The sequence below is a fragment of the Nostoc sp. NMS4 genome, from assembly GCF_017115095.1.
Lineage (GTDB): Bacteria > Cyanobacteriota > Cyanobacteriia > Cyanobacteriales > Nostocaceae > Nostoc.
This window is the reverse complement of the sequence record NZ_JABXKI010000267.1, coordinates 23,501-29,535: the sequence shown is the minus strand read 5'-3', so window position 1 is coordinate 29,535 and position 6,035 is coordinate 23,501. Positions and strand designations below refer to the sequence as shown.

General features: G+C 42.2%; 4 protein-coding genes. 3 read left to right on the top strand and 1 reads right to left on the bottom strand.

What is annotated here, in order from left to right; all coding sequences use genetic code 11:
- A partial coding sequence (locus tag HWQ37_RS24895) for an ABC transporter ATP-binding protein (RefSeq protein ID WP_292752272.1) occupies nt 1-946 on the top strand: 946 nt, incomplete at its 5' end.
- A gap of 108 nt (nt 947-1,054) precedes the next feature.
- Here the strand turns inward: HWQ37_RS24895 and HWQ37_RS24890 are convergent.
- A complete protein-coding gene (locus HWQ37_RS24890; RefSeq protein ID WP_292752269.1) occupies nt 1,055-2,011 on the bottom strand; it encodes a hypothetical protein in 957 nt (318 codons plus the stop codon).
- Between the two features lie 510 nt (nt 2,012-2,521).
- On the opposite strand from HWQ37_RS24890, the gene HWQ37_RS24885 reads away from it, so the two are divergent.
- Both HWQ37_RS24885 and HWQ37_RS24880 read left to right on the top strand, forming a co-directional pair.
- Nucleotides 2,522-3,490 carry a DUF1822 family protein gene (locus HWQ37_RS24885; RefSeq protein ID WP_292752266.1) on the top strand — a complete coding sequence of 323 codons (969 nt, stop codon included), beginning with the start codon at nt 2,522-2,524 and terminating at the stop codon, nt 3,488-3,490.
- A 183-nt stretch (nt 3,491-3,673) separates the two neighbouring features.
- On the top strand, nt 3,674-6,016 hold the full coding sequence (locus HWQ37_RS24880) for a CHASE2 domain-containing protein (RefSeq protein WP_292752263.1): 2,343 nt from the start codon (nt 3,674-3,676) through the stop codon (nt 6,014-6,016).
- The last annotated feature ends 19 nt before the right edge of the window (nt 6,017-6,035 follow it).

The following is a 6,035-nucleotide window of genomic DNA, read 5'->3' as shown; positions in this document are numbered from 1 at the left end:
AATTTCTCTCGGTCACTTTGTCATGACCTTAACTCTTTCTAGCATGGCTTATGCCGAATTAGAACCTATTAGCAACTTGGCAGAACTTTTTGCCCGTCGTTATTCTTCAATGCTGCGGTTTCACGAATTTCTCCAAGAGCCAACTGCACCTGATTCAGCTAGTCTTTTAGAAGAGAGTAACCAGACAGAATCACCTTATAAATTTACTGGAAAAGTCGAGTTGTCGCACGTCAGTTTTGGATATGATGCCAACCGTCAAGTTTTGCAAGATATCAACTTATTGATTGAGCCATACCAAACAGTAGCATTAGTGGGGCGTTCCGGTTCTGGTAAGTCTACTTTAGTAAAATTGCTGTTGCGATATTTTGAACCTCAAGAAGGTCAAATTCTGATTGATGGTCAAGATATTCGCACTTTGAATGTAGGTAAGTATAGACGAAGGCTAGCGATCGTTCACCAAGAAGTAGACGTTTTCAACGGTACTATCTTGGATAACTTGACTTATGGCAGAACTGATGCGACTTTGGAGCAGGTTAAGGAAGCCTGTAGAATTGCCAGAGTCGATGAAGTAGTGCAGCACTTACCCCAAGGTTATTACACCATCGTCGGGGAAAGAGGTGTCAGACTATCTGGAGGACAAAGACAACGTTTGGGAATTGCGAGGGCGTTGTTAGTAGAACCAGACGTGCTGATTTTTGATGAAGCCACCTCTAGTTTAGATTATGAGTCAGAGCGTGCAATTCAGCTAGCAATGCGATCGATTCAGGGCACTTGCACCACTATTGTTATTGCCCACCGTTTAAGCACAGTACGGGAAGCTGATAAAATTGTCGTTTTGGAGCAAGGAAAGATTGTAGAAGTGGGTAGTCACGATGAACTCTTGCGTCAAGAGGGCATTTACCGCCGCTTGCACTCCCTGCAAGAAACAGGAGAACTCCTGAGTTAGGGGATATACACCTTTTAAACTTTAAATTTTAGATTTATTTAATCGACTTTATTCAGAATAAGGTCGATTTTTTTATAGATATCTTCAAAGTCTTCCAATCAGAAAAAACTAAGATTTGCTTTTATCAGCTTCTTTCTGTGCCGCCTCACTGTATTTTTTATATAGTTGAGTACGAATCTTAGCTTCTTGATAGCGGGTGTGGGTTTGTGGTACTGTACTCATTAAATCTGAAGCCCGTTGCCATTTAGCAGCAATCTCTAACCACTGCGTTGAGGTTGTAGCTGTTTTACCAGATGCAGAAGCTTGGTTGGCAATTCGCACAGATATTTGAAATGGATCGTCAGATGGCTCAGAAAAGCTATTGTTAGGGGCGCGGAATGGTGTTTGGGCTTTCCGATCGCTAGTATTTTCTGTAGTTAAAGATTTAGAAGTTTCTAGTTGGATGAGGTTTTTCAGTTTATTACCTAGCTGGGCATAAACAACCCAACTAAGCAACAACAGTGAGCATAAACCAGCCGCCGCTAATATCTTTGTGTTAGGTTTATTTTTGTATTTTTCTTTGTTAATGAGTACTAAAGGACGAGAGACTTGAGTTTTAGGATAATTTGGTTTTCCTAGTTCAGCTTGAGCTTCTGTGAAATCTTTAATTAATTGCTTTACAATACTGGGCTGAATTAGTGTAATTTCCTCTGACCAAAGCAATTGATTCTCGCGATCGCTATCTATTTCTTTTAACCACAGTAATTGTTGTTCTCGAACAATCCGACTGTTGATTTTGACGCGGCGAATCTGACGCGGGGCAATAGATTCAAGAATTTGCTGGATTTGTTCTACCAGGGGAGATTGCTCAAGTTGTTCTACTCTAGCCGCCTCGCACAGAAGTTGTAAGACACCATCAGAAAAAATGGCTCTAGTTCTGACACCACACTTGGCTAGCTTTTCGTTCAATAGCTGAATAATCGCCGCCACGCTACCTTGATGAGCTTGCCAAGCGATATCGTTTATCCTGTCTACCACCTGAAATTTGGTGATAGCTCTTCCACCCTGACTGATTAACGTATTCATTAATTTAGGGACTCTTTTTTACGGGTCTTGATCTTGTCTTCGATTTTACGAGTAAAAAGATGAGTTGCCAAATAAAATCATAAAAGTAGAACCTTCCTTCTCGGTTCAGTAAAAATGACCAATCGCACTCAGTTAACTTGACGTTATACGGCTTGAAAGCGTAAAATCCTTAAATAAAACTGCGCTTTCAAGGGTAAAGCCCATGCTGGCGGACGGGCTACCTGTTTGACATAGTACATTATCATGCCTTTTTGCGATCGCATCAGCTAAAGTTGAGCTAGCTCGCTACTCTTTTTTCTTCTAAGGCATCGATCGCATTATTCAATATATTTAGTAAAACCTGATTGATTGGAGCAGGATCGCAATTTACGCCTAATTCACATTAGGCATAAATTCCCAGTCCCCAATCCCCAGTCCCCAATCCTCTTTTCCAGTATTCAATTTTGTGGCATAAATTTATTGAATTCGGGTGATATATACATAGCAGCATTGATCCCTAGAAATTGACTTATGAATAACTCCACCCATCAGCTAGATGATTTCGTTTTAACATTGCCGATTTCCCAAACAGCTCGCATAACAGCCCAGCAATTTGCTAACCAGCAACCAAATCCTGAAAAAGCAGAGCAAGTCCGGCTGAATACTCTAGCTGTATGGGTGGTGAATGACTATTTGCAGATGATGGATATTCCTACCGATCTCCAAGGTAGTGACAGTTGGAACCCGATCATGCGCCTTTGTGGGGATGTAGCTGATTTAGAAATGCCCTCAATTGGTCGTTTGGAGTGTCGCCCTGTCTATTTGCATCAGCAGATATGTTCTATTCCTCCAGAAACTTGGGAAGAACGGGTGGGTTATTTAGTAGTTCAATTTGATGAATCGCTCGAAGAAGCAAGGCTGCTTGGTTTTATCCCTAGTGTCGCCACTGAAACACTGCCTTTAGCACAACTCCAACCATTGGAAGCGTTTATTGACCACATCTGGAAATTGCGTCAATCCCCAGTTAATTCATTAGTGAATTTGAGTCACTGGTTTACTGGTATATTTGAGACGGGCTGGGAAACTATTGAATCGCTGTGGAACGTGCCGGAATTCAGACCAACTTATGCCTTTCGCAGTATTGAAACTCTGGAACTAGATACCCTAAAACAACCAGAATCAATTACTAAACGAGCAAAAGTTATTGATTTAGGTATCCAAATTCTCAACCAACCTGTGATGTTGATTGTGGAAATTAGCCCCGAAAAGGATCAACAAACTAGTATTCATCTCCAATTACACGCTACTGGAAATCACATCTACTTACCACCAGGAGTTCATCTCACTGTTATAGATAGTTCAGGAGCAATATTTCTCGACGCTCAATCGAGAAAATCAGACAATTACATTCAGTTGCAGTTTCGTGGTGAACCCACAGAGCAATTTAGTGTTAGGGTATCCTTGGATAATACCAGTATTACTGAATATTTCCGAATTTGAAATATCTAGCTATCTTCCTTGTTTGTCGGTAATTTATTAAGTGATAATTCATTAACTAAAAATTAAAAATTAAAAATCCAAGCCAGCTTTTGGGGATTTTGAAAAAAATCTGTAGATGCTTGTGGAGCTTGCGATCGCACATGAGAACAGGGCAGGATCTTGCATAGGGAGATAGCGAAGGTTATGGGTAAGTTAGTGGCGATCAAATTCGGAGAGGGTAGTTTTGAGCAGGGGTTTGCTGTCACCCTCCAAATTGGTGAAGAACACGAGCGTGCTACAACCGAAATCACGGGGAGGCTACCTTCATTCCCGGAAATGCCACTATATTATAGTCATTGGCAGTCTAGTTATCGGCAAATAGGGAATCGTTATCGCCTCCATGCTGACCAAATGCAGGTGACGAATGTATCGATGGTTCAAGACTGCGAAAACGCTTCTCATATTTTGCGGGTACGCTTTAATACCTGGCTGCGAGCAGAGGAGTTTCGCCCTTTGAGGGAAAAATGGTTAGAAAGATTATCGTCTGGCGACGAAGTACGGGTAATTTTGCAAACAGAAAATAGCCAATTGCAGCTATTACCCTGGCATCTGTGGGACTTATTAGAACGCTATCCCAAAGCTGAAATTGCCCTTTCTTCACCATCCTACGATCGCATTCATAAACCACGCACTCTCAACCCATTAGTCAACATTTTGGCAATTGTGGGCAATAGTAAGGGGATTGACACCGAAGCCGATCAAGCTTTACTGCAACAGTGTAGGAATGCAGAGGTGAGCTTTATAGTAGAACCACAGCGTAAGGAATTGACTGAGCATCTCTGGGGAAAAAACTGGGATATTCTCTTCTTTGCTGGCCACAGTTCCAGTAACAAAAATGGCGAAAGTGGCAGAATTTACCTGAATAAAACTGATAGTCTGACCATTGGCGAGTTAAAGTACGCTCTCAAAAAAGCGATTGAAAATGGTTTGCAATTAGCTATATTCAACTCTTGTGATGGATTGGGATTGGCGCGAGAATTGGCTGATTTGCAAATTCCTCAAATGATTGTCATGCGCGAACCCGTCCCCGACCAAGTTGCGAAGGAGTTTTTAAAGTATTTTCTCCAAGGCTTTGCCGGTGGCGAGTCTTTATATCAAGCGGTACGCCAAGCGCGGGAACGCTTGCAAGGACTTGAGGATAGATTTCCTTGTGCAACTTGGCTACCAGTGATTTGCCAAAATCCGGCGCAGATACCACCGACTTGGGATGAATTATGGTCTACAAAATCTGAAGATGCAGATCAAGCAAATTTAGCTTTATCTAACAGACGCAGATTTAAGAGAACTGTGTTATCCAGTTTGGCCGTTACAGGCTTGGTTTGTGGCGTAAGATTGCTCGGATGGGTAGAAAATCCAGAGATTCAAGCCTTTGACTTGATGATGCGATCGCGCCCTGCCGAAGGTCTCGATCCCCGACTGTTGATCATCACAATTGACGATGACGATCTGGCCATTCAAAGACAAAATGGCGAGTCCTTAATCGGAGCTTCTATTTCCGAAAAATCTCTCAATAAACTCCTGGCAAAAGTAAATCAATATCAACCCCGCGCGATCGGCTTAGATATCTACCGTGATTTTAATGCCAAAGAGCCAGATTTAATTACTCGTCTCCAAAAAACTCCAAACTTAATTGGCGTATGCAAGGGGAGCGATCGCTCACAAAATATCAAAGGCATTAAGCCACCACCAGAAATTCCCCCAGGAAATCTGGGATTCAGTGACTTTATTCACGATCGCGATGGAGTTATTCGTCGGCATCTTCTGTTTATGAAGCAGGAGACGACATCATTGTGTTCTGCTTCTTATGCCTTCAGTTTACAACTAGCATCTCTCTATCTGCGCCCTTCAGGAATTCAAACAAAGTTCACCCCTGAAGGAAATTTGCAACTAGGTAAAACTATTTTTCCGAATCTGAAGTCTCGTACTGGCGCTTATCAAGATATTGATGCTAATGGCGGTCAAATCTTACTCAACTATCGTTCCTCAAAAGAAATAGCCGAACAGGTAAAGCTAACGCAATTTTTATCTAGTCCCGTTAACGCCAGTTCGATTAAAGACCGAATTATTCTGATTGGTGTGGTAGCAAAGGGGGATTCTCCAGACACCTGGCCGACACCTTATGGTATTCCTTTAGATCAGCAAATGCCAGGAGTGCTGGTACAAGCTCACATGGTCAGCCAGATCCTTAGTGCAGTCGAGAATGGGCGACCGTTGCTGCGGGCTTGGTCATGGTGGGCGGAAGTGGTCTGGATTTGGGGTTGGTCTTTGATTGGGGGAATCCTAGCTTGGCGCAGACTTTCGTTACCCTGGTTGGCGTTGGCAATTGGTGTTACTTGTAGTTTTTTGTATGTAGTTTGCTTTGGTTTGTTAATTTCGGGTGCTTGGGTACCGTTTGTACCATCGGCTTTATCGTTGGTAGCTATGGGGGTTTTGATGTCAATTTATAATAATTCAAAAACAAAGTCCAATCTAAAATCTAAAATCTAAAATCTAAAATCCTATGAGG

Coding starts and splice junctions, on each gene's coding strand:
- HWQ37_RS24890 (WP_292752269.1), bottom strand. CDS start 2,011: ATGAATACGTTAATCAGTCAGGGTGGAAGAGCTATCACCAAATTTCAG.
- HWQ37_RS24885 (WP_292752266.1), top strand. CDS start 2,522: ATGAATAACTCCACCCATCAGCTAGATGATTTCGTTTTAACATTGCCG.
- HWQ37_RS24880 (WP_292752263.1), top strand. CDS start 3,674: ATGGGTAAGTTAGTGGCGATCAAATTCGGAGAGGGTAGTTTTGAGCAG.